The sequence below is a fragment of the Pseudoalteromonas sp. S1727 genome, assembly GCF_005886375.1.
Classification (GTDB): domain Bacteria; phylum Pseudomonadota; class Gammaproteobacteria; order Enterobacterales; family Alteromonadaceae; genus Pseudoalteromonas; species Pseudoalteromonas haloplanktis.
On sequence record NZ_PNDT01000025.1, the window covers coordinates 23,937 to 48,735 of the forward strand.

At 40.7% G+C, this 24,799-nt stretch carries 20 protein-coding genes; 2 read left to right on the top strand and 18 right to left on the bottom strand.

Annotated features, from left to right (window positions below; genetic code table 11):
• Positions 1-21: 21 nt before the first annotated feature.
• From CWB85_RS07955 to dinF, 4 genes are all read right to left on the bottom strand, one after another.
• Positions 22-393, bottom strand: a complete 372-nt coding sequence (locus CWB85_RS07955; RefSeq protein ID WP_138554582.1) for a hypothetical protein — start codon at positions 391-393, stop codon at positions 22-24.
• Positions 394-482: 89 nt separating this feature from the next.
• Positions 483-4,085, bottom strand: a complete 3,603-nt coding sequence (locus CWB85_RS07960) for a PKD domain-containing protein (protein WP_138554583.1) — start codon at positions 4,083-4,085, stop codon at positions 483-485.
• Between the two features lie 629 nt (positions 4,086-4,714).
• A complete protein-coding gene (locus CWB85_RS07965; protein ID WP_171038996.1) occupies positions 4,715-8,674 on the bottom strand; it encodes a hybrid sensor histidine kinase/response regulator transcription factor in 3,960 nt (1,319 codons plus the stop codon).
• A 159-nt stretch (positions 8,675-8,833) separates the two neighbouring features.
• Positions 8,834-10,168, bottom strand: coding sequence for an MATE family efflux transporter DinF (gene dinF / locus CWB85_RS07970; RefSeq protein ID WP_138554585.1), 1,335 nt, complete (start codon positions 10,166-10,168; stop codon positions 8,834-8,836).
• Between dinF and CWB85_RS07975 the strand changes: the two genes are divergently transcribed.
• Positions 10,145-11,176 carry a polysaccharide deacetylase family protein gene (locus tag CWB85_RS07975; RefSeq protein ID WP_138554586.1) on the top strand — a complete coding sequence of 344 codons (1,032 nt, stop codon included), beginning with the start codon at positions 10,145-10,147 and terminating at the stop codon, positions 11,174-11,176. The genes dinF and CWB85_RS07975 overlap by 24 nt on opposite strands.
• Here the strand turns inward: CWB85_RS07975 and CWB85_RS07980 are convergent.
• The 13 genes from CWB85_RS07980 to CWB85_RS08040 all read right to left on the bottom strand — a co-directional run bounded on the left by CWB85_RS07980 (position 11,173) and on the right by CWB85_RS08040 (position 23,704).
• Positions 11,173-12,204 carry a protein-glutamate methylesterase/protein-glutamine glutaminase gene (locus CWB85_RS07980; RefSeq protein ID WP_138554587.1) on the bottom strand — a complete coding sequence of 344 codons (1,032 nt, stop codon included), beginning with the start codon at positions 12,202-12,204 and terminating at the stop codon, positions 11,173-11,175. The two genes, CWB85_RS07975 and CWB85_RS07980, sit on opposite strands and share 4 nt — an antisense overlap.
• 10 nt (positions 12,205-12,214) lie before the next feature.
• Positions 12,215-12,832, bottom strand: coding sequence for a chemoreceptor glutamine deamidase CheD (gene cheD / locus CWB85_RS07985; protein WP_016709026.1), 618 nt, complete (start codon positions 12,830-12,832; stop codon positions 12,215-12,217).
• Positions 12,822-13,646 carry a CheR family methyltransferase gene (locus CWB85_RS07990; protein ID WP_138554588.1) on the bottom strand — a complete coding sequence of 275 codons (825 nt, stop codon included), beginning with the start codon at positions 13,644-13,646 and terminating at the stop codon, positions 12,822-12,824. Before CWB85_RS07990 ends, cheD begins: the two co-directional genes overlap by 11 nt.
• Before the next feature lie 125 nt (positions 13,647-13,771).
• Positions 13,772-16,477 carry a methyl-accepting chemotaxis protein gene (locus CWB85_RS07995; RefSeq protein ID WP_138554589.1) on the bottom strand — a complete coding sequence of 902 codons (2,706 nt, stop codon included), beginning with the start codon at positions 16,475-16,477 and terminating at the stop codon, positions 13,772-13,774.
• Between the two features lie 47 nt (positions 16,478-16,524).
• Positions 16,525-17,010, bottom strand: a complete 486-nt coding sequence (locus CWB85_RS08000; RefSeq protein ID WP_016709023.1) for a chemotaxis protein CheW — start codon at positions 17,008-17,010, stop codon at positions 16,525-16,527.
• A complete protein-coding gene (locus CWB85_RS08005; RefSeq protein ID WP_138554590.1) occupies positions 17,007-19,091 on the bottom strand; it encodes a chemotaxis protein CheA in 2,085 nt (694 codons plus the stop codon). Before CWB85_RS08005 ends, CWB85_RS08000 begins: the two co-directional genes overlap by 4 nt.
• A 14-nt stretch (positions 19,092-19,105) precedes the next feature.
• Positions 19,106-19,468: a response regulator gene (locus tag CWB85_RS08010; protein WP_016709021.1), complete on the bottom strand. Its 363-nt coding sequence runs from the start codon at positions 19,466-19,468 to the stop codon at positions 19,106-19,108.
• 9 nt (positions 19,469-19,477) lie between these two features.
• Entirely contained in the window at positions 19,478-19,750 is a 273-nt protein-coding gene (locus CWB85_RS08015; protein ID WP_016709020.1) for an STAS domain-containing protein, read from the bottom strand.
• Between the two features lie 173 nt (positions 19,751-19,923).
• On the bottom strand, positions 19,924-20,550 hold the full coding sequence (locus CWB85_RS08020; RefSeq protein ID WP_138554591.1) for an SCO family protein: 627 nt from the start codon (positions 20,548-20,550) through the stop codon (positions 19,924-19,926).
• Entirely contained in the window at positions 20,547-21,455 is a 909-nt protein-coding gene (gene cyoE / locus CWB85_RS08025) for a heme o synthase (protein ID WP_036981111.1), read from the bottom strand. The genes CWB85_RS08020 and cyoE overlap by 4 nt, the downstream gene beginning before the upstream one ends.
• 8 nt (positions 21,456-21,463) lie before the next feature.
• Entirely contained in the window at positions 21,464-22,453 is a 990-nt protein-coding gene (locus CWB85_RS08030; protein WP_138554592.1) for a COX15/CtaA family protein, read from the bottom strand.
• Positions 22,454-22,470: 17 nt separating this feature from the next.
• Positions 22,471-22,965, bottom strand: coding sequence for a hypothetical protein (locus CWB85_RS08035; RefSeq protein ID WP_016709016.1), 495 nt, complete (start codon positions 22,963-22,965; stop codon positions 22,471-22,473).
• Between the two features lies 1 nt (position 22,966).
• Positions 22,967-23,704 carry an SURF1 family protein gene (locus CWB85_RS08040; protein ID WP_016709015.1) on the bottom strand — a complete coding sequence of 246 codons (738 nt, stop codon included), beginning with the start codon at positions 23,702-23,704 and terminating at the stop codon, positions 22,967-22,969.
• Here CWB85_RS08040 and CWB85_RS23000 point away from each other — a divergent pair.
• Positions 23,658-24,020, top strand: coding sequence for a DUF2909 domain-containing protein (locus tag CWB85_RS23000; RefSeq protein ID WP_308700769.1), 363 nt, complete (start codon positions 23,658-23,660; stop codon positions 24,018-24,020). The genes CWB85_RS08040 and CWB85_RS23000 overlap by 47 nt on opposite strands.
• On the opposite strand, the gene CWB85_RS08050 is transcribed toward CWB85_RS23000, so the two are convergent.
• Positions 23,920-24,795 (bottom strand): cytochrome c oxidase subunit 3, encoded by an 876-nt coding sequence (locus tag CWB85_RS08050; RefSeq protein ID WP_016709014.1) that lies wholly within the window; start codon positions 24,793-24,795, stop codon positions 23,920-23,922. The genes CWB85_RS23000 and CWB85_RS08050 overlap by 101 nt on opposite strands.
• Positions 24,796-24,799 lie beyond the last annotated feature (4 nt).

A 24,799-nucleotide genomic window follows, 5' to 3' on the forward strand; every position in this document is an offset into this window, starting at 1 on the left:
AACCTCAACAACTTTTAAGAATTAGTCACTTTTTTCTATCAACTCAATAAATTGTACACTTCTAGACATAACGTTATCTGCCAGCGTAACATTTGAAAAAAACGACGCCTGTTCAATTGAGCGACTTGGGTCAGCCACCAGCTGATTATAATCTTTTTCAAGTTCAATCCATAAGCTTCGCTGCTGTGCATTTAAAGAGGCTTTGCGTTGCTTAACTTTATCGGCTTCATTAAATGCTTCTTGTGCTTTGAAAAATGCATCTTCGGCAGCAGGTTGCTCCTCAGAGCTTGAAAATACACTATTACTTAGCTCAGTAAGATCTTGCTGCATTGAATCTACAGTCTCACAACCACTGAGTAAGATGAAGAATAAGGTTAAAAATAAGAACTTCATTACATCACTCCTTATTTAAATAGCATCGGTTATAACGAAGTAATTAACACCAAGGTCATCGAACCCTGGTGTTAATTTATTTACTATTACTAAGGGTGTTTGATCATTTCTCCCATCACACTAATGTGTAATTCTGGGTCTTCTTGATCAGGGTGATTAGCTGGTGCTTCGAAGCCAAATGCTGATACCACAAAGCCATCTGCAATCATCGCTTCTGGCGAAATCAACACGCCATAGGCTGAATCACCTTCCAGTTCAAGTGGGCTATACAACTTAAGGTGCCCAAGCTCTAAAGACCATTCAACATTACGGATTTCGCCGTTAATTTCAAAGCGAGCTGTCTTGTCACTTTTCACTTCGATTAACAGCTCCACCGTGCCGCTGCCATCTTCAGTGATATAGCGTAAGATATGCTGGCCAAGAACATCCGCTTCAGTAAAGCTAATCGGCTCAATAATATTAGTGACTCGCTGCATCACACCGAAGTCATCGCCATCATGCCAAATCAGTTGATTTCCTTGAGCTTTGACAACAAAGTATGGGTCATAATATTCAGGTTCATCCAATTCATTGATATACGTTTCAACAGTAACACTTAAAACGTCAGGGTCACCGCTTGGATCGCCTTGCACTGTATAAGTCCCTACAGCAATGCCTTTTTCATACTCACTTGTATTTTCAAACTCAAAGAAGTAACCATCACTTTTTAGTACCGATAAGAAGAAATCATTGTTAGCAATAGAGCCTTCATAGTAGCCACCTACATGTGGTTGAGCGGGGTCATAAACACGCGTCATTTCATAACTGAACCGTTCATACCCCTCATCACCTTCAACACATTTACTACCACTATAACTGTCAGCACATTCATCCACAGTCAGCAGGAGCGTATCACCATCGCTTTGGGCACTCGCATAGATGACATTGCGAATATTATCTGTCCCTGGAGAGACAACATCACTGCTTAAGCCCCACGAACCATTGGTGTCTTCAATCACATTTACGGTTAATTGGCCTGTTGCTTCATCCCAGATAAAATCACCCACTTCATAACCAGAAAATGCATCGTCAACATTATCACCATCATTCGTTTGTATATGAACCCATTTACCATCTAAGAAAACAATGATTGCAGTTGGTTCATGCGCTAATTGCCACGCGCCATCCAGTGGATGAGCCGGTGTTGGGCGAACAGCAACTACTTGTTGTTGCGCTTTGGCAGCATCAAAATACCAACGTTGCTTATCTGACTCTGTACAGGTTGCTGTATTTTCATAAATACAAACAGTTAAGTAATCACGATCAAAGTCACTGATTTCAGCTTTCATCGTACCAAAGAGTATTTTTCCTGCCGCTAAGGTATAGCTATTTTCAGTAGTCATGCCCTGATACTGCTGAGTTAGCGTGTACTCATTTTTATCAAGCTCTTCGTTATACGTTGTCGCAATGGTAACTGATTCTACCGCTTGCTCTTTTGGCGTATAAAGTGTGATGTAATTAACATTGGTTGGGTAACCATTCTCATCAAATCCTGAATTATTCTCTAACCAATAAGGGGCAAATTTATTAACGCCATAATCAACTGATACCGAAAATTCACGAATATATGACGAGTAATCTTCCATTCTCTCACTACCATCATAATTAAAGAAACGGTATTTACGGTAGCTGTAGTAATGGCCATTATGCTTCGCCAGTAGTTGCTGTGAAAACTCACTATAAACTGGACAGCTATTATCCGGACGATCACAGATAGGTTGGACACCCGAATCAGTAAAATAATTATTACGAATGAATTTACCTTCGCTATCGACTAACCAAGAGCGGTAGTCTTGGTCAAGATTAAAGTTCATTAAGCCATCTTCATATACATCATAATGAAGATCTGTTTGCGGCACGTTATAACCTTGGTAAATAGTCCATTTACCTAATAATTCTGAACGTTCAAATGTTAAAGAGTTATCTTTAATCATTAATCCGGAGGCAGTACGCGTTGCACTTTCATCTTTAGCATTCAACGATGCAACAAACTGATAGCCTGCAACAACATCTTTAACCAACCAAAATGCATAATTAAAACTAAGCTCTTCAGCTTCGCTGCTTACTTGTAGCTGATTACCAACAATAGTCCAAGTGATTGCAACTGGGGTTTTATCATTATCAACCAATGTACCTGTACCACCACTTTGCAAGTTCAGTGCAACGGCCTCACTAAAACCATCAAGCCGAGAAATACGATCTACATACCAAGTCCCAACCAGTTGCTGTTCATTTACTGATAAGGTTTTTTCTTTCGCGATTAAAGTTAGGTTACTAGTGTACTCGTTTGTATTTACCACCTCAGCAGATGACTCTGCTATTGTCTGGTATTGTTCATAGAACTCCACTGTGCGATTAGCTTCGTTCTCTAACAAAACGGTCATACTCATTGCAACTAGGTAGTTACACTGCTCTTGTTGAGTGCCACTGTCGTCTGAAACAAAGCTGCATGACTCTTTCACCGGCTCAGCGAGTGAAATTGCAATATCGCCATCTTGTTGCTGCCAAGTAAACGATGTATCGATATTATAGGTACTATAATAACCAGAGCCATCACTATTAAAATTAACTTGTGAAGAACTATAGTTATAATACTTAGGCGTTAACATTACATACTGGCCGCTGATCCCACCAATACTATTATCTACTAGCTCACCATCTTCTTTTATTGCCTCTTTTATTGTCGCAATTAATGTCGGATCTTGGTTATTTACTGTATTAACAAAGTTTTCAATATCATCTGCATTGCTAATTAAGTCAAAAGTCGACTCCACTCCTTCCGGTAGCGCATATTCGTCATTATCAACAATTATTTTGATCAGTGCTGCTAATAGCAGTTTTTCATCAGCATCAACTGCTAATAATGCTTTATCGAGTGTTTGCTCATCAATTACTTCACCATTATCACGGCTAAGTAGTGCAAATTCGGCTGTACTAACATTGGTTATATTAACGCCGAAATTTTCATCTTTCGTCAGTTTTCCATCTTCTCCAGCTTGCGATAGTAAAGTGGCCACCGAGCGCAATTGTGAAATGAATTCAACTTCAGGATTAATCGCGTTATTACCCAACGCAACCAACTTCACTAACTTATCAGCATCAGAGTCATCAACTGTGATTTCAATGCTATATTTACCGCTTTGATCCGCATCGATTGTAAATTCTTCATCACCAACCATCACCACAATATTGGGTGAGTCAATCGGCCCATCCGTCACGATACCGGTAATAGTTACTGTTAAAACCTTACGCTTGATATTGATAGTGACTGTTGCCGTTGCTGTTGCTCCTTTGTCATCTGTGACCACCACTTCAAGGACTAACTGTTGGTCATCTTCAATATCTGGAGCAGTAAAACTCACTTGCTTCTCATTGGCTCCTGATAGCGTTACTTGCGGACCAGAAACATATTTCCAAGCATAGCTTGCGATACTACCATCACTGTCTGTGGCGGAAGCCGTAACTGTAATATCATTACCTTCAGTTACCTCTGTATCGCTCGTTATACTCACTGTGGGTTTATTGTTATCAACTGGCTGGGGGGTTGGAGCTGGTGAATCATCACTTCCACCACCTCCACATCCTGCAAGATGAAGAGAACTAACGAGTAGTGTCGCTGCTCCCAGCGCTTTAATTCTACTTTGTGAGTACATAGTATTTTCCTTTATTTAATCACCAAGCAAATGCGTGTAATCAATGTTTGATTGCCACGCTGGCATGTTTAGATCTGCGTTTTCATTTCAGCGATAGCAATAAGACATCACGAAAATACAAAGAGGAAAATAGTGGCGATTAGCAATTATAAACATCCATGTACAACGGTCTTTCTAGGTGCTTAATTTGTACATATGCCTTAATGAAATGAGCTAATTAAATAGCGTAGAATAATTTAATAAAATAAAGGTGCTCATATGCGACTAAAATGAGCGAGATACCGACAAAACATTAACTATCAAGATCTTAAAATTAAATTAAGTAATAAAAAACACAATTACTCCTGTTTTGAGTGAGTGCTTTTTATTAATTAAGTGACCTGTTGTTGCAGGTAATGAATACTGCACAAAACAAGAAAGCTGATGGGCTATATAGATGGGTGTGACTATGGCTTGTACAAGAAAATGGCAAAGGCCGGGCCTACTCTCCAACCTCTGCCTAAGGAGAAATTTCATCTGCACGCAGTGTTTCAAGCTGTGCTAATGAATATCATAGAGCAGACTCAATAAAAATCCGCTCTCTATTACGACTAAAATGTTCTCTATAGCGACAAATCATTAAAATTCAATCAATTAGAACACTGAAATTCTTTTGCAGTCATATTGTATTTAGCTTTAAAAGTCTTTGAAAAGTGAGATCGGGAGGTAAAACCAACTTTTTCAATAACTAAGTTTATTTGCTGACCCGTGCGAATTAACTCCGCCGCTTTGGTTAGTCGATAATCACGGATGTATTCTGTGGGAGATACATTAACGAGCACTTTTAATTTTCGCTGCAATTGTCGTTCACTTAAAGCGAGCTGTTTTGCACACATAGGCACAGTTAACTCGGGACGATGGTAGTTTTCCGCTAAAAACGTATCAATATTAATTAACAGCTGGGAATCTTTTGGATCTGTCATCGCGGTTGTCGCGTCTAGCTGCGAATGAGAACTGTGCGTTGTTCTTTGCTGATGATATTTGGCAACCCAATCAACCCAGTTATCAACTTTCACTAATAACTCAGCACGCTCAAATGGTTTCGTTATTACATCCATTGCATAATGGTTTAAACCTTTTAATTTACTATCGTGATCCCCTTTAGCTGTTAAAATAATTGCTGGGATATGACAGGTTACATGCGATCGGTGTAACTCTTGTAAAAGACTAAAACCATCCATTTCAGGCATCATTAAATCGGTAATAATTAGGTCAGGCACGTATTCAAGTAATAAATCCATCGCCACCTTACCATTTTCAGCAGTCAATACTTTGTATTTAATACTGAGTTCACTATGCAAGTAATGACGAAGATCATCGTTATCTTCAACCACCAATATGGTCGCCGTTTTATTACTGTTTGGGTTACTTGTAACTGGGGTAACATGCTGTAGCAACGCAGTTGTTCGCTTTGGTAATGGCGTAACTAAATCGAGCAATACCGTAAATTCAGTGCCTTTTAATAGCGTACTACTTAGTGTGATTTTGCCTTTATATTTATCAACAAGACGCTTTACTATTGATAAGCCTACGCCACTGCCTTCAATGTTTGAGTGACCGCTGGCACGATAGAACAAGTCATAAACTTTATCTCTTTCAACCTCTGCAATGCCGCGTCCGGTATCACGAACTGTAATTTTTACCTGCTGTGTTTGTCGTAAGACAATAAACTCGATCTCTCCTTGAGTTGTATATTTAAACGCATTACTTAATAGGTTACTAAAGATCGTAATCAAACCTTCGCGGCTGGCATTTACATACAGGCCATCGTCTATTTGGTAATCAAACTGCAATTGCTGCTCACCCAACACATTAAATTGAGCTGCAACTTCACGAGCGATTGCCGAAAGAGAAATATATTTGATCTCTTCAGCGCTACTTTCATCAAAACGTGTGAGGGTTAACAGCTTATCGACTAGGTTTTCCAACCGCTTCGCGTTTCGTAGTGCTAAATTTAGATTGTGTCTTTTTTTCTCATTACTTTCGTTAGCAAGCAGCGCTTGCAACGGCGCGACTAATAAGCTCAGTGGGGTCCTTAACTCATGTGAGGCATGAGTGAAAAAGCGTACTTTATTTTCTAATGTATCACTAAGTGCGCTTGCCTGCTGCTCGATAAGTGTTTTTTGCTGGGCTATTTCTTGAGTGCGCAGCGCCACAAACTCTTCCAATTCCGCTTTTTGATGCCTTAACCGACGCGTCCATAAAACAATACACAGCCAAATAGCAGCAATACCAACAAAAAAGTAGCCAATATAGAATACCCAAGAGCGCCACCAAGGGGTAAGTACATTAAAATTGATGAATACCGGAGCTAAGGCTTGCACACCCGTTTTAGAGAATGCTTCAACGATTAACTGATACTGCCCAGGAGGTAGGTTTGTGTAATCAATTTTTAAGTTGCTGCCCTGTGCGGTACGCCATTGCTGCTCGAAACCGGTTAAACGGTAACGATATTGGTTTTTGTCGGGTTCTAAGTAATGTAGGTAGTTAATCGTTAATGATACCCGCTGCACATCAGCAGCAATCTCTAACTGGCGGCTTTTCTCAATTTCATAATGCATCCCCAGCGCACTATCATACCTATTAACCAATGCGTTATCGTCAAAACTTAACGCTGTTAGCGCAAGCTTTGCGCTTCCCTGATTTTGCGTATGCTCCCCAGGCTGAAACACGGTCACCCCCTGTGTGCCACCAAAGAAAATCTGCCCAGTCTTACTTTTTAAATAAGCCCCCGCGTTAAATTCATTGCCCTGCAAACCATCTTTAGCTTGAAAATGAGTAATTTGATAGCTTTGACTGTCAATTTTAACTAAACCGTTATTTGTACTTAGCCACACATTATGCTGCTTGCCACTAAGTAAGCCGTAGACAACCTGATTAGGCAACCCTTGCTCAAGACCTATATGAATAATTTTTTCAGAGTCTGCACTAAGAATATTAATGCCATCTGAGGTCGCCAACCACATATCATTATTGTCACGCCGTAAAAATGCACGCACTGTGTTATGACTCAATCCCATGCCATTTTCTTGCTTGGTATAATTGGTTAGTTGGTTACTCATAAAATCATAGCGGTAAGCTCCTTTACCATCAGTGGCAAGCCATAATTGCTGATCGTTATCTTGGTAAATACTGGTAACCCGTGGAGCCGTTATTATTAGGTTTGAATCACCTTGCTTAACTGCATAACTGATAAATTGTTGGGTCGTGCTATCAAAGCGAAATAAACCACCTCCATTAGTTCCTACCCATACATCATTATGTTTATCTACTAACAAACAATAAATACTATTTTCAGTCAAACCATGCTCGCCAATGCCTGCTTTATAAGAGATCAGTTGGCCTTGTTTAGTGATCACATCGATACCATCAGCCCACGTACCAATCCATGTATTGCCCTGCTGATCTTGCGTAATAGCTTTAATGGCATTACTTGATAACGCCAAAGGTTGTGAATCTTTATCTAAATGTTTTATGCGATTAAATTGGCGATCCAGTATATCAATGCCACCTCCCCAGCTTCCGTACCAAATGCGTTGTTGCGGGTCTTCATACAAGGCCCATGCATCATTGCTGGTGAGTGGATTAGGCTTTTTCAATTTATTAAAATTAAGGGTGGTTGGATCAAGCTTACTAATGCCATTGGCTGTACCAAACCACATAATGCCAGTTTGGTCCTGAAACACGCTATACACCCTATTGTGTGCAAGACTATAACTATCAAATGGATCGTGCTCTAAACGGCTAAACTGTTTGCTTTGTCGATCATAGATACTGACTCCAGCACCACGAGTTGCCAACCAAACGCGTCCTTGCTGGTCAAATGCAATATCGCGTACTTGATCGCTTGATAGCGAGTTGGCATTGTTGGGATCATGTCGCCAATTTTGATAACTGTTTTTGATTAAATCGATTTCATACACGCCACCACCTTGCGTAGCCAACCAAATATGCGAATCACTACTTTGTTTAATGGCAAAAATACTAGGATGAACTGGCACGTCACCAAACACGTTAAGTAAATAATCTGCTACAAAGTTATTTTCTTTTAGATCAAAATGATGCAGGCCATTACCATGTGTGCCAATCCAAATTATGTCTTTCACTATAGTGAGTGCATACACCGGCTTTAGTAATTCATTCGCAATGAGCTCAACTTCAGCGGTATTTTGGTTAAGCCGATATACCATGCCGTCAAAAGTACCAACTATCAGCCAGTTTTTATAATTAAGTAGCGCCGTAATACGTTTGTTTTCGAGTTGAGGGGAAGCAAACTGATAACTGAATAGGTTTAAATGATTCACCCCACCATGCCGAGTACCTATAAACAGTTGATTTTGGCTATCTAATAGCAAAGGGTAAATGTAATTATTAGAAAGTGAGTTGTTACTTTTCGCCGATGTTTTAAACACCTCAAACTGATTACCATCAAAACGATTTAAACCATCTTGAGTAGCAAACCACATAAACCCTTGTTGATCTTGCTGAATGTTGAATACTACACTTTGCGAAAGCCCTTCTTCGATGCCGTAATGTTGAAAGGCTGCCAAGGTATTTTCACATCGTACAAAACAGAAAATGCAAGCTAACACCAACAACCGACTTAGCATATTTTTCTCTACCCTTTATTTCAAACTTCAGCATAAAGAATAAGGATAGACGAAACTAAAAATTAACACACGTAATTAATAGTATGTACCGATAGAATTTTAACGAAGCAATTGATTAGCTCTTCGTAACTGCCTGTAGCGGGCAATTAAGGTTAAGCCCCTAAGCAACATAAAGCAGCTCATTGCTAACCACAAGCCATGATTTTGCCAATCACTAAATAGCCAAAACACGCCAAAAAAACCGACTAACGCTGAAAATACCATTGTATTACGCATATCTTTTGCACGCGTTAAACCAACAAAAATACCATCAAACAAAAAGCAACTCATTGCTGCAAGCGGCATAAAAATCAACCATGGTAGGTAGCTATTTGCCGCTTCAATAACTTTCGGTATATCGGTTAATAAAGTAATTATCTGCGAGCCTAACAAAGCAAAAAACACGCAGTACGCAAAGGCAAAAAGCGCCCCCCAAAATACACTAATTTTTACCCATAAGTGAACGCGTCGCGCACTCCCTTGGCCTTTTGCTTGCCCCACTTTTGCCTCACTAGCATAAGCGATGCCATCTAAAGCAAAACTGACTAACATTAAAAAGTTTAGCAATACCGCATTCACTGCCAAGGTTATCTCGCCAATACGGGCCCCATAGAAGGTCATAAAGCTAAAGCAAAGCTGCAAAATTAAGGAGCGAATGAAAATATCACGATTCAAACTTAACAGGGCCCATATTTGCTGTGCGCTAAACCAGCCACTAATAAGCAAGGGAACCGCCATTTTTCTTGCTAATTTAAACACTAAAAATAATGCAAAGATAAAGGCTATATAATCAGCAATCACTGACGCCCATGCAGCGCCAGCCACTTGCCAATCTAAAAACACCACAAAATAAATGTCTAATACAATGTTGGTAAGGTTGGTGACGAGTAATAAGTAAAAAGGCCCTTTGCCATAATGAACCCCCAGCATCCACGCTAATAACACTAAATTACAAAGTGCCGCAGGGGCACTGAAAATGCGAATTTCAAAATAACGATAGGCTTGCACAAGTACTTCATCACTGGAGCCAGAAAGGTAGGCTATGGCATGCTTGATCAGCCCAGATAAAGCAATTAATATAAACGCAACCATGAGCGCTAAAAGTAAGCTGCGCTTCAATAACCCTGCTAATTGGCGGTAGTCTTTTTTTCCGTAAGCTTGTGCAACTAACCCCGTAGTGCTCATACGTAAAAAACCAGCAAGCCAAAATAATAACGAAATCACAGTGGCGCCTAGCGCAATGCCAGCCAGAAAATGCGCGCTGCCAAGGTGGCCAATTACAGCAGTATCAACTAATCCTAACAGTGGCACGGTTATATTTGATAGTATCATTGGACCGGCTAACAACAGCAAGCTTTTATGGTGTGCTTTATGACGTTTAAGAAACTTTTTCACAGTGTATTATCAATCCTATTCTGGCTATCTTTACCTGCTCACAGCGCAGTTATTTTACAGTACCATCATGTCAGTGAAACCTTACCGGCGGTCACAAGTGTTAGTGCAGAAACCTTCACTGAACACCTGAATTATTTAAAAGACCATGATTTTAATGTCATCCCATTGAATGATTTACTGACAAGCTTACAACAAGGCCAAAGTTTACCAGATAAAACTGTCGCAATTACCTTTGATGATGGTTACAACAACAATTACGAACAAGCCGCGCCGATATTAGAGAAATTTAAATACCCTTACACCATTTTTGTTAATCCAAAATTGATTGATGAAGGTGAAGCTTATGTGATGGGTTGGGATAAACTCAGAGAGCTTGCCAAAAAAGGGGCACTGATCAGCAATCATAGTGCACAACATGATTACCTACACCATAAACTAGCCAATGAAACAACCCAGCAATGGCAAGCACGTATCAAACAGGATATTTTGTCATCACAACAACGTATAAAAGAAGAAATTGGTCATGATTATAAATACTTAGCGTATCCTTATGGTGAATTTAATAACCAATTACAAAGTTTAGTAAAGGAGCTGGGATTTATTGGTATTGGTCAACACTCAGGCGCCGTTAATAAAGAGTCTGATTTTAGCCGCTTACCTCGCTTCCCTGCATCTGGCTTTTATAGCAAGCTTGACACTTTAATCACTAAACTTAACTCTCGCGCATTTTCAATCCAAAAACTCAGTTATCTAGATAGTGTAACGAATGAAAACCCACCGCAAATTAGCATCCAATTTAATATGGACGATTTTCATAAAAGTCAGTTAGCGTGTTATGTATCAGGAGTCGGTCAAGCAAAATTAGTATGGTCGGCTGCAGATACCGTGGTGATAAATTCACCAAAACCGCTTGCTCAAGGTCGCTCTCGATTTAACTGTACAGCACCATCAATTAGTCACAAGGGTAGTTACTATTGGTTTTCTCAACCCTGGGTGATCGTCGATTAATGCTTAATTGCTTGACTCAATAACTGCTGAGCAACCCTATCAAGTGAAACAACATCTATAGCCGCGCCCAATTCAATCGCGGCTTTAGGCATTCCCCATACCACAGACGATAGCTCATCTTGCGCTACGGTATATGCGCCATGCTGTTTTAATGCTAGTAAGCCTTTCGCACCATCGTTCCCCATACCAGTCAATAAAGCCGCAATTGTATTTTTGGGACACACCTCAACCAGAGAATTGAATAATACATCAACCGCTGGGCGGTGGCGATTGACCGGATCGCTCTGATCAAGTTGGCAGTATAAACTGCTCCCTCGTTGTACCACACTCAAATGCTGATCCCCTGGTGCAATATATGCCCAGCCAGCGGCCAACTTATCGCCATGCTGCGCTTCTTTCACATTAATAGCGCAAGTTCGGTCCATTCGCTGCGCAAACGAACTGCTAAACACTGGTGGGATATGCTGAGTGATCACTATTGGCGGGCAGTTTTCCGGCATTCGTATTAATACTTCTTTGATAGCTTCAGTGCCGCCTGTTGATGCCCCAATTGCCACCACTTTTTTCAGGCTAAACTGGCTGTTATGTAATGTTTCTATTGGCTTAACTTCATTAAGCTTAAAAGCTCGTACTCGGGCTGCAGCGGCTGTACGTACCTTTTGTTGCACTACTTTTGCGTACTGGGTAAATTGCTTAGAAGCATTGACTGTTGGCTTCGCAATAAAATCAACCGCCCCTAACTCCAAAGCTTCCAAAGTGATAGGAGAACCTTTTTGCGTCAGTGTTGAGATCATTACCACTGGCATCGGTCTCAGTCGCATTAAGTTTTTCAAAAAACTAATGCCATCCATTTTTGGCATTTCAATATCTAAGGTGAGTACATCAGGATTAAGCTGCTTAATCATTGTTCGTGCTTGATAAGGATCTTCTGCGCTGCCTACAACTTCAAGGTCATCAGCCTGCTGCAAAATTTCAGTTAATACCCGTCGTATCAATGGCGAGTCATCAATTACTAGCACCTTGACCATACTAAGCCCCTTAGAATAACTCGATATCGGTTTTTGAATCTTGTTCTTCGATATGGTGTAAATAGCTGATTTCGCGTTTTTCGATTGCCTCACTGTGCATTTCACGCAATTTTTTCACCTGCACTCTCCCTGTTTGAGGATTAAAATTGACCTTGCGAGGCCAAGGACCACCCACATCATGTGACACTAAGTTTAACCCCTCTTCTTGTACATAGGAATGTGCAAAGCGAATATTACCAAGGCCTATATCAGTCATTGAGCGAATAATCTTCCCGCCACCAAATAATTTTATTTTTAAGTTTTGCCTCGATGCGCCATTTTTAAGTACTTCATTTATTAAAAACTCCATTGCCCAATTACCATAACGACAATTTAAATTATGTGCGCTAGTAGGCTCTGCACCTCTTTCAATAGGCAGCATAAAGTGATTCATACCACCAATACCTAACTTGTCATCATAAATACATGCAGCAATGCATGAGCCTAACACCGTAGAAATAACTTCATCGTGTTTCGATACATAAAACTCACCGGGTAAAACTTTAGCGACGACTCGCTGCAATCCTGAATCCCAAAAGCGTTTGATATGCTCAAAGCCATGCAATACAGGTTTAAAATTATGCTCCATAGCTCACCTTAAGGTACATCGTTTTACCTAAATTTTTAAACTCACGATGTTCCTTCCCGATCGTTTCAGAGTGACCTAAAAATAAATACCCTTGCTCAGCTAAAATATTGCAGTAACGAGTAAATAGCTGATCTTTTGTTTGTTTATCAAAATAAATCACTACATTACGACAAAAAATCACATCAAAAGGTCCCTTCATCGGCCACTGCTGCAATAAGTTCAAACGCTTAAAGTGAATGCTCTGCTGTAACTCAGGTTTAACTTTGAACTGCTCGCCATCTTTGCTTTTTAAAAACCAACGCTGTAATTGCTGTCGTTCCAGTCCGCTAACATTCGCTGCAGTGTAAGTACCAGACTGCGCCTTTGCTAATACGTTTGAATCTAAATCTGTGGCTAAGATTTTCACATCCCAATCACCAGGAAATAAGCCATGCAAGGTCATAGCGAGAGAGTAAGACTCTTCCCCTGTTGAGCAACCAGCCGACCAGATCCGCACTCGTCGAGTACTTTTATTGGCAACTAATAACTTAGGCACTACGTGTGATTTTAAATAATCAAAATGATGTGACTCTCGAAAAAATGAAGTCAAATTAGTGGTTAACGCGTTTATAAAATCGCTAAACTCTTGTTCTTTATGGTTCTGTAAATAAGCCAAATATTGCTTAAAACTTGTAAACCCTAAGGCTCGGATACGGCGCGCAAGACGTGAATAAACCATTTCCCGTTTATGCTCACCTAAAACAATGCCGCACGCCTGATAAACAATCGTTGCTATCTGTTTAAAGTCACTATCGGTTAATAAAAACTCTTTCATTACAGATACTCGTAATAGGCGCGTCAGCAATGCGGTTAAACGTTACAACAATGGCAAGTAAAGCCGTGGTACAGCGTAACGCCTTTACTTACGTTATTGTTTTCGGGCATTTAGTTTACAGAAACTTAAAACTCCTCCCACTCATCTGTTGAATCGGCAAAATTATCGCCTCGTACCTTACTGCGAATATTAGTGCTACGAATATTAGTACTGCGAGCAGGTGCAGTCACTGGTTTCACTGACGCCACAGTTGACTCGTGTTGCTCACTTATAGTGAAAAAATTAAGCAAGCGACGCATATCATTTGCTTGCTCAGACATCGACTCGCCTGCAGCTGAAGCTTCTTCGACCAGCGCTGCATTTTGTTGCGTCATTTCGTCCATTTGTGATATCGCTTTATTTACCTGCTCAATACCCGAGCTTTGCTCTTCAGACGCCTGTGCAATATCTGAAATCATTTCCGTTACTTTTTGTACTGCAACCACAATTTCTTTCAAAGTGGCGCCTGATTCGTTCACTAACAAAGTACCGTCTTCAACTTTACCAACACTATCGCGGATCAGCTCTTTAATTTCTTTTGCCGCTCCCGCTGAACGCTGGGCTAAATTACGCACTTCACCTGCGACCACAGCAAAGCCACGGCCTTGCTCTCCAGCTCTCGCCGCTTCAACTGCTGCATTCAGCGCTAATAAATTAGTTTGAAAAGCAATTTCATCAATCACACTAATAATATCTGCGATTTTCTTACTCGACTCATTAATGGCTGACATACTAGTTACCGCACGGTTAACAACCTCCCCTCCTTGTTGCGCTTTACTTTGTGTTTCTTCAGCCAGCTGATTGGCAACTTTTGCATTGTCGGCATTTTGTCTAACCGTGCTGGTCATTTGCTCCATGCTTGCTGCGGTTTCTTCTAATGATGAAGCTTGCTCTTCAGTGCGCTGACTTAAATCAGCATTACCTTGCGATATTTCTTCTGCTCCACTGGCAACTAGCGTAGCGGAGGTGTTTATGCGGTTTATTACTTCTGTCAATTTATCTGCTGTTGTATTGGCGTCTTGCTTTAATTTATTAAACGAACCTTGATAATCTTTTTCGATACGAATCGTTAAATCACCATTAGCTAACGCATCTAACATAGTTGCAGTATCTGATACGGCAGCATCAACGATAGAAACTAAACTATTTAGTCCTTGCGCTAAGCGTAGGAAGAAACCATTTTTATTGGCTTCTTCAACTCTTACTTGTAACTCCCCCTTACCTGCGGCACTTACTAAACCTGCCATTTCTTGTTCTATGGCGACTTCTGCAGTGCGATCCGTCCACTCCACAACCGTGCCAATACGTGTGTTCTCAGGCGTAAAAATAGGGTTGGCAATCAAGCCAAATGTTCTGCCACCTACTAGAATTTCTGTTTTATAGGTCGTTTCTAACTTAGCTAACATATTCCGTTGATGGGCTGGATTTTTATGGAACACATCGATATTTTGCCCCATTAGCTGACTACTATCAAAATGCGGTAAATCTTTACGTAAATCGGACTCTGCCACTTGCATCATTTTTAAGACGGCTTCATTCATATATATAATGTCGTTACTAGCATCAGCAATCATGGTATTGGTAGCAACGCGATCGAGAGCACGGCGCACTCGCAAATTTTCTTCTGCTTCGAGCTTTTCTTTTTCAGCCCGATTTACCTCATCAGTAATGTCTTGCCACTCAACAATAGTGCCAAGCCGTTCGCCATCGGTGCCAACCCAAGGAGTCGCAATCAAACTAAAAATAAGCCCTGCTAAGCGTAATTGTGCTTTGTGTGGCTGCTGTAACTCAGCCAGTAGCTGCCTTTGATGTTCTGGTTTTTTATGAAAATCATCAACACAAGTGCCCACTAGATTTGCGACCGAAAAACTTGGTAGTACAGTTTTAAGAGTCTCTTCGCGTGCTTGTAACATACGCTGCACTTGATCGTTAACGTAAACAATTTCTAAATTATTATCAGCTATCATCACATTGGCTTGGCATACTTGTAGAGCTTGGGAAAGTTGTGCGTCATGCAATGATTTTACTTCTGCTTGTTTTTGCGCAGTTATATCAGTAGCGTATTTAACAACTTTGTAAGGCTTGCCAGTTAAGTCAAAAATTGGGTTGTAGGAAGCCTGGATCCAGATTACTGAGCCATCCTTTGCGATGCGTAAATATTCACCAGAATCAAACTCGCCACGACTAAGCTTTTTCCAAAACTGTTGATACTCATCACTTTTTGAGTAGGCTGTTTCAACAAACATACTATGGTGCTTACCGACAATTTCATCACTTTGATAACCTAAGGTCTGTAAGAAGTTTGCGTTAGCCGAAATAATCGTCCCATCAAGTTCAAATTCAATCACCGCTTGTGACTTATCAATAGCTTCAATCTGCCCTGCCGTTTCATGGGCTTTATTTTTTTGTGCGGTAATATCGCTGGCAAATTTAACCACCTTAGTGACTGCGCCAGTACTGTCTAGCACAGGGTTATAGGTTGCTTGTATCCACACGTTGCGGCCATCTTTAGCAATCCGCTTAAATTCATCTGAAATAAACTCACCCGCGCGTAAACGCTGCCAAAATGCTTGATACTCCGTGCTTTTAGCTTCATTCTCAGCAACAAAAATTGCATGGTGCTGCCCTTGAACTTCTTCAAGTCGATAGCCCATAACAGTTAAGAAATTATCATTCGCCGTTAAAATAACGCCACTTGGCTCAAACTCAATGACTGCGAGTGACTTATTTAACGCCTCAACAACCAAATCATTGTCAGATCTTGAATTTTTAGAATTGCTAAACCACCCCATGCCCTTCACCTTTTTGTTTATTTACATTTGCTTATTTAGTGAAGACACTAAATATCCATTGTTTTTTTCAGATCAAGTAACGCCACCATTTTTTCACCAACGTTAACCAATCCTGCTACGAATTCAGCATTTTCTGAATCTGTTAAACTGGGCACTGTTTTCGCATCTTGCTCTGCGATACTGTAAACATCCGACACAGCATCAACGACCACGCCCATAATTTTACTGTTTTGCGCAAAATGCACTTTCACTACTATCACTACGGTCAGCGGGCCATAATCTATTGCCGCTAAGCCAAAGCGTAATCTCAAATCTAAAATAGGCACTATGGTGCCTCGTAGATTAATGACTCCTTTGAGATAATCAGGAGCATTGGGGATTTCAGTGATCTCTTCCCAACTACGAATTTCTTGAACCGTTAAAATATCAACGCCATATTCTTCATCAGCCATAATAAAAGTTAAAAACTGCTTAACGCCTTGCGCTTGTTCCAGCACTATTTTGTTATCTACTTTGCTTTGCGCAGAGATCATGACGCCTCCAAACTTGCTTTCGATTCAATTAGTAAATCTTGGCTTCCAGGCTTTCTTAGCCCCGACAATTTAATTAAGCCACTGATATCAACAATCAATGAAACGCGCCCGTCACCTAAAATAGTCGCACCCGACACACCATCCACTTTTTGGTAATTTGCTTCTAAGCTTTTGATCACCACTTGCTGCTGCGACAATAAATCATCCACTAATAAGCCTACTTTTTGATTGTCGCTTTCAACCACCACGAGTAAGGTTTTATCAAGCGTTTCTATTGCCCCTTGATGATTAAAAATAGTGTATAAGCGTAAGATCGGGATATATTCATCTCGTAGCCTAAGAACATCTAAATCCTTACCTACTCGACTCACTTTGCTGATATCAATTTGCAGTGATTCAACAATGGAAATGAGGGGGATAATATAGGTATGCTTCGCGACTCGAACTAGCTGACCATCTAAAATAGCCAACGTTAGCGGCAGCCTAATCGTAAATGTAGAACCAACACCTGCGGCAGATGACACTTCTACAGAGCCATTGAGGGATTGAATATTACGCCGGACTACATCCATTCCCACACCGCGCCCAGAGATGTCACTCACTTCATCCGCGGTTGAAAAACCTGGCATAAATATCAATTCATTAATTTCATCATCATCCAACTCATCCGTGTCGGAAACTAATCCATTAGCAACGGCTTTTTGTTTTATTTTTGCCGTATTCAGACCTTGTCCGTCATCCATGATTTCTATAACAATATTACCCCCTTGATGAAACGCATTCAGGGTTACCTTGCCAACAGGATCTTTACCAGCTGCTATGCGCTGTTCAACAGTCTCTAAACCATGATCTAAAGAGTTACGCACTAAGTGCACCATAGGGTCTGATATTTTCTCCATTACGGTCTTATCAAGCTCGGTCTGCTCTCCAAGTAGTTTAAGCTCGACTTGTTTATTTAACTTTTGCGAAATATCTCTTACTAAACGAGGAAAACGGCTAAATACAAAACTGATCGGGAGCATACGAATTCGCATAACGCTCTCTTGTAAATCTCGGGTGTTATGCGCTAATTGCGCTAAGCCTTCTTGCAAGGCAGCGATACTCGCTTCGGTGACCTCCTGCTCTCCAATTTGACTTAACATAGCTTGCGTAATAACCAACTCCCCTACCATATTGATTAATGAATCAACTTTATCGATGCCCACTCTGATTGAGGTTGATTCTGCTGCAGCTGGAGTCGTTACTTTAGCTACCGCTGCTTTGGGGCTCGGATTAACCGCAATAACCTCCGCGACTGCTGGCGTTGATGCAAGCTTTTCTGCTATCGATTCCCGCGCAGCGGGGGGCGGTTCTTCCTGTGCAAACAAACCACCACAGAGCGTGATATTAATATCAGCATCATCCTCAACCCATTCAAAAATTTCTCTAATTGCACTTTCATCTTTTGCCGTATTTAAAAAGAACCGCCAAGATAGGAAGCAATCATCGGCACTTAAATCAATAATATCAGGTATCTCATTATGAAAAGCATGGGTCTGTAAATCACCCAGCTCTGCAAGCTCACTGATCATATATAGTGGTTCATTACCGGTTTTAAATAAATGATGGTGAGGTTTAAAATCAATTTGATAAGTATTTAGTTCAGGTTCAGCAGGCTTACTTTTGGTTACAATTTGCTCGGTACCAGCCGGGGTCACTCCTAAGATTTGCTCAAATTTACTTCTAAGCTCATTCGCCTCTTCCAAATTAGGCGCTTGCTCTGCCTGTAGGGCACTAAGCAAAGCGCGTAAGCAATCCACAGATTTCAGTAATAAATTAACATGCTCAGCCGTAAGCGCTCGTTTTCCCTCACGGATTTGATCTAACAGGGTTTCTAGTACATGGGTAAAATCGGATACAGAGTTAAAACCAAATGTACCGCTTCCCCCTTTAATTGAATGTGCGGCACGAAAAATAGTATTGATTGTTTCTAAGTCTTCTTCGCCAGGTACTAAATTTAATAGCTCAGCTTCCATGGCATCTAAACCTTCAAGGCTTTCTTCAAAGAAAACTTCAAAAAATTGACTTAAATCTATACTCATACCCGTCCCCTAGATTAGCGAATAACTTTTTTTAAAACCGCTAATAATTGTTCAGGATTAAAGGGTTTAACTATCCAGCCTGTAGCCCCTGCAGCTTTGCCTTCAACTTTTTTATCCATGCCTGATTCAGTGGTTAACATCAACAACGGAGTAAATTTATAGTTGGGCAAAGTTCGTAATTCTCGGATCAAAGTAATGCCATCCATTACCGGCATATTGACGTCCGATATAACAGCATCGAAGCCTTGCTGTTTGGCTATATTTAATGCTTCACTGCCATCCTTTGCCTCTGTTACATCAAAGCCTGCTTTTTTAAGCGTAAACCCGACCATTTGGCGCATTGATGCAGAGTCATCCACGGCTAAAATTTTTTTCATATGTACCCCTTAGTCTGCACTCTCAAGTATTAAATATTCGCTTAGGCCTAAGCGGTTAATAGCATTTTTTAAAGGCTCACTTTGCCCAATCCAAATAATTTTATGATGAACACATAGCAAGTGTTTTTGCAAAGCACATAACAATTGAACTGAGGCGGTATCTGCGCGCACAACTTCGCTAATATCCAGACACACATCATCATTGCTGTGCAATTCTTGTAATAAATCTTGGTGTAAATTTTCAACTTGGGTGATTGCTAATTCTGCGGGAAGCTTCAACATTTTTTAGCACTTTCCATGTTTAACCAATTCATAACAAAAGCTTAGACTGAGTTAGTGAAAATGCCATAAATGCGTTGAAAAAAGAGTAAGTTTATTTATCTAGGAGGAAATAAAACGCACAAAAAAGGGGCTAACGCCCCGTTATAATCATCGAAAACATACTAATAACCCATTTATTTATAATGATCAGCAATCAATTTAAATTCTGTTATTAATAATTTCGCATTAATTAATGGCACACTGCCTTGCTTAAACTCAGGTTTAAATATCGCCCTAACAGCGCCTTGCGGATCAACCATCGCGATTGAAGCACTGTGATCAACCGCATATTCTGGCTCATCGCTATCGCTAATTGCGTAAATGAGACCCAACTCTCTTACCAATGGAAATAAGTCTTTATGCTCTCCAGAAACGGCTAAAAAATCAGGGTTAAAGTAATCAATATAAGCTTTGCGTTTGGCAGTTGTGTCACGTTTTGGGTCAACGGCTAAAAACCAAATTTGCAATGGGTACTCATCATGCAAGGCGTTATAAACGCTTTTCAATTTTGCTAATGTCAACGGGCAGATATCAGGGCAACTGGTATAACCTAAAAAAACTAAATTCCACTGCCCTTGTAAAGTTTGTTTATTCACTGGCTGAGCATTTTGATCTTGCAGGGTAAAGTCACTCAAAGGCTTGGCTTGCTCATACACCAAAGCTTCAACCTCTGGCATAGAATTATCACTACAAGCTGCCAACAACAATAAACTTAATGCTCCCCAGATACCACGCCCACACCTAACTGCTAAGCTATTCATATAACAAACCATTTATCAATAAATAAGGCGACAAAGAGTAACATTAAATGCACAATCGAAAAACGAAATAAATCCATAGCGGTATCGTCATTTCCTGCCAATTTAAGTTTTACTGCCTTGTAAGTAAATATGCTATTGAGCAAAGTCGCCGCTACCAAATAAATAACCCCCGACATGCCAATCAAGTAAGGCAACACGCACACTAAAGTAAGTAATACTGAATAAGCAACTACACAGGTTTTACAAAAGTCTATTCCATGAGTAACTGGTAGCATAGGGATTTTAGCGCGCTCATAATCGCTTTTACGCGCGATAGCCAATGCCCAAAAGTGAGGAGGGGTCCAAGTAAATATGATCATCACTAGTAACCATGGCGCAGCAGCCATTTGGCCTGTTTCAGATACCCACCCGAGTAATGGCGGCATCGCCCCAGCAAGCCCACCAATAACAATATTTTGTGGTGTTGCACGCTTTAAAAATGACGTATAAATAAACGCATAACCCACGAGCGCAAATAAGGTCAATATTGCTGTAAGTGTATTAGCCCAAACCACCAGCATTACAAAGCCACTAACACCAATCACTGCTGCAAAGCTTAATGCATGAAACTTAGATAATCGCCCTTTCGCCACTGGCCTATGACGAGTTCGCGCCATTTTGCTATCTATTTCACTATCGACCACATGATTGATCACCGCCGCTGCAGCAGATAAAAAACCGATCCCCAATAAACTAATAAACTGTACGCCAATACCGCGGCCAACATCTGGCGCTAGCGCTAAGCCAACCCATGCAGTAAGCACCAGCATAGCAACCACTTTAAATTTACTAATCGCTAAATAATCATTTATTAAGCCGCTAATTTGGCCGGGTGCTAACTTTGTTATTGCTATTAATTGTGTCATAACTGCCCCTAAGTACGTGCTTTTAAGTAAAAACATAAACGAACTACCGTTAATAATAGTATGGCAGCCATTAGGTTATGCGCCAGTGCTACTGCTAACGGAAAATGCCAATGCACAACCGCCAAGCCCAAACAAATTTGGCACAACAATGCGACCAATACTGCAACGCAGCACTGTTTAATTTTTTTTGATATTGCACGGCTATAAATACGCCACATGATCAGCGCTAACACGACACAAGTAACTAACGCCCAAATTCGATGTAATAAATGAATCGACATTCTAGCTTGCTGTGATAGCACACCATATTCATACGTGCTGTGCTCTAACGGCAGTTGAAACACACTGCTCAGTGAAAACGGTTGTCCGTAACTACACAGCGGCAACCCATTGCAATGTGGAGCTGCATAATTCGCAGCGAGCCATCCTCCCAGTGCAATTTGCATTATCAGCACCACTAAGCCCACCAAGCTAAGTGTAAAGTAGCGTCGTGCAGCTGCATCCCCCCCAGTAATTGGTTTCGCTGTTAGCCGCAGATACAGCAATGTAATTAATGACAAAATACTAAATCCACCTAACAAGTGGCCCATCACGATTAATGGCTGCAAATTCATGGTGACTGTCCACATGCCAAGCACGGCTTGAAAAACCACCAAGACAAGTAATAAAAATGACAACTTAACTGGCATTACTGGATGCTGACGCTTTTTAAGAGCAACAATAAACAACGCCAAGATAAGCAACCCAAGAGTACCGGCGAAGTAGCGATGGATCATTTCTTTCCATGCTTTTGCCTTTTCAAACATCATATCTGGATAAGTTTGCTCAACATGAGCTAAATCAGCCTCATGTTTTGGCACAGTTAAAAAACCATAACAACCAGGCCAGTCAGGACATCCTAATCCCGCATCACTAAGGCGCGTATAGGCACCTAAGCCAACAACTAAAATTGATAACAGAAAAGTGGCTAACACTAAGTGCTTATAATTTTTATACATAGTTAACACTCCCTTGATCAGCTAGAACGCGAATAGTTAAGTAATTTTTTTAAATCTTGGAGCAAGCCTTTTTGCGTTAAACGGTTCTGTTGTGGTTCTTCACGATACGGGTATTGCAAAACCACTAAGCCCATATGATCGATTAAATATAAGCTGGCTGGTGTCAGTTCCTCAATACCGGCTAGTTGCGGCCAAGTAGAGGAGGCTTGCTGCGTGGCGCCTAAAATAACCATATCAACCTTGCCTTGGTTTTTACCTAGCGCAATATATAGGTTATCTAGTGCTTGCAACTGCTCAGCGCATGCCTGCTGGCAGTGCTTTGGATGGTTTAAAGCAATCGTCCATTGCTTATGCTCTGAGTTTTTCCAATCTTTAATTTTTACTTCAGTAGTTAAAAACTCACCATTATTCGTCGATGTCGAAGGCATCCAGTCTAGCTTTAATGCTAAATAAGCCAGAACTAAAGGCACTAAACAGCAACCAATAAAAATAACCATAGGTTTATTTTTCATGTTAATTCCTTCTTTTACTCGCAAAAACAGTGACCACCACACATGCCAAAGCAATTAATAGCCATTGCACAGCATAGCCATAATGCTTTTGCGGGCTCATTACTACAGCTTGATAATGCGGTATACCTAACTCATCACCTAAACCTTGCCGATAACCAATAAAATCAGCCATTGCTTGTTCTGCTTGTTGAGTGAATAATTGTAAATCAATGGTTTGTACCCGCTTTGGCCAACGGCCATCCTCAGGTTTTATTGCTGCGTTATCTAAGGTGAAACCACTAAGCTTCCCCTGCTTGAGTTGAACATTGATTGTGATAGGTTTACTCGGTAGCGTTATAGACGGTAACTGTTCTCGTGACACCGGCGCTTTAACCCAACCAAAATTAATTAATAGAGGCACCTTGCTAGTAGTAGGCTTAAATAGCATTAGCACATCATAGCCAACTTGCCCTTGATACACTTGATTATCTAATAACCAATAACCATCACCGTTTATCCTGCCAGTTAAAGTCGCCTGCACGCCGGTTTTATTCCAATCATTAGGCAATGCCTGCACTTGTGACCATTGCATCAGCCCTTGAGCTTGCACACTGGCAATATGAGTAAGTTGCTGTGTTTTGGCTTGTGCTCGTTGAACTTGCCAATAACTTAATCGCAAACACACCATTACCACAACGATCACCACGCAAACGATGAAAATTGAGCTAAGCTTTTGTTTACGCCATAAAATTAGCTGCATAAAGGTGAACCCAGTGATTATTAAAATTATTATCGTACTGTTGTTATTGTTTATACTTTTTAACTTATTTAGAGCATTATTTATTATGGTCTCAGGTCGAAATAATGGGCGGCCAATGTCATACTATTTAGGCCGCCGCGTGTTATTTTCCGTCCTAGTACTTATCGTTGTAATTGCTGCACTTAAACTCGGTTACATCTACCCCAATGCCAACCCTACAACACATATACAAACACAAATAAACATAACCAAACCACATCAACAAAATGCCAGTACCAAGCTGCAGCTTGAAATGCAAAATGCTTATCTGGGCTAAAATGACCTTTTAAAATTCTAAACAATACCACTAGCAAAATAATGGTACCGAGGGTCACGTGCATGCCGTGAAAGCCGGTTAATAAGAAGAACGTATTGCCATAAACTCCAGCATCTAAAGTTAGCCCTAAGTCTTTATAAGCGTGAATATACTCAGCTACTTGCAAACCTAAAAATACAACGCCTAGCAAAATAGTGAGCCCTAAAAAAGCTTTTAATGGCCCACGTTTATTGTTTTCCATTGCCACATGCGCAAAGTGTAGTGTCACCGAAGAGGAAAGTAAGATTAATGTATTTATTAATGGTAAGCCCTGCCAGCCCATCGCTTGGGTGGTTCCCCCAGCAGGCGTTGTTACCAACGGCCACACTGCTTCAAATGTTGGCCATAAAACCTCATTAGTCATGGCGTTGTTACCCGCACCACCTAACCAAGGAACGGAGATCATTCGCGCATAAAACAAGGCACCAAAAAAGGCCATAAAAAACATTACTTCAGAGAAAATAAACCAGCTCATTCCTTGGCGAAATGAGCGGTCCATTTGTGCTGAATATAACCCTTGATGTGATTCTTCAATCACATTCTTAAACCAACTAAACAGCATGTAGAACAAAATGGCTATACCAGCGTAAAGAATATAATGGCCATTGCCAGCTTCAGAGCTTGCCTGCATAACCGTCAGTGCCGCGCCTACAGCAATTAAAAACATCGCCACAGCGCCGACAATAGGCCACGGGCTTTGTGCTGGCACATAATATTTATCGTAATTTTGATTCATCTCG